Raw genomic sequence first — 735 nt, 5'->3', positions numbered from 1 at the left:
CAACGCCCACCACCCCAGCCCCACCCGCGCCTTCGCACTCACCCGCCTCACCGACGCCGACCTCCTCCACCACACCCCCATCGGCGTCCTGCGCGACGTCCAACGCCCCGTCTACGACACCCTGATGGCCGACCAGCTCACCCAGGCCACCACCGAACACGGCCCCGGCGACCTCGCCACCCTCCTCACCGGCAACGACACCTGGACCGTCAACTAAGAGCGACCGGCAATTGGGGGGCGGCGTCGCGGCGCCCGGACTCTTGCCCGGACGCCGCTCCTTCTTCCACCCCCAATCGCCGGTCGCTCTAACCCTCCCCGGAAGGGAATCCCCCATGGCATACGTGATAGCCGCCCCTTGCGTCGACGTGAAGGACCGGGCCTGCATCGACGAGTGCCCGGTCGACTGCATCTACGAGGGGCAGCGCTCGCAGTACATCCACCCGGACGAGTGCGTCGACTGCGGCGCCTGCGAACCGGTCTGCCCGGTCGAGGCGATCTTCTTCGAAGACGAACTGCCGGACGAGTGGAGCGACTTCGCGCGGGCCAACGCCGAGGTGTTCATCCCGCTCGGCTCGCCGGGCGGCGCCTCCGGCACCCCGGTCTTCACCGAGGACCACCCGGTGGTCAGCGCGTTCGTGCCGAGCCAGGCCTGACCCCGCCGTGGTGCGCGGGGTGGGGCTGAACACCGCCGCCGTTGGCGGCGCCGCGCTCGTCGTCATCGACGAGCGCGGCGCC

At 71.2% G+C, this 735-nt stretch carries 1 protein-coding gene and 1 pseudogene; both read left to right on the top strand.

What is annotated here, in order from left to right; genetic code table 11:
* Positions 1 to 217 (top strand): annotated as a pseudogene (locus ABD330_RS32385) (2-oxoacid:ferredoxin oxidoreductase subunit beta); the annotation flags it as partial.
* A 115-nt stretch (positions 218 to 332) separates the two neighbouring features.
* The gene (fdxA, locus tag ABD330_RS32380) at positions 333 to 653 is read left to right on the top strand and encodes a ferredoxin (protein WP_344469894.1); all 321 of its coding nucleotides are present in this window, start codon (positions 333 to 335) and stop codon (positions 651 to 653) included.
* The last annotated feature ends 82 nt before the right edge of the window (positions 654 to 735 follow it).

The sequence above is a fragment of the Kitasatospora kazusensis genome (assembly GCF_039529945.1).
In the GTDB taxonomy this organism is placed as follows: Bacteria; Actinomycetota; Actinomycetes; order Streptomycetales; family Streptomycetaceae; genus Kitasatospora; species Kitasatospora kazusensis.
Note: the sequence above shows the minus strand (reverse complement) of the source record. Positions and strands in the feature narration are given on the sequence as shown.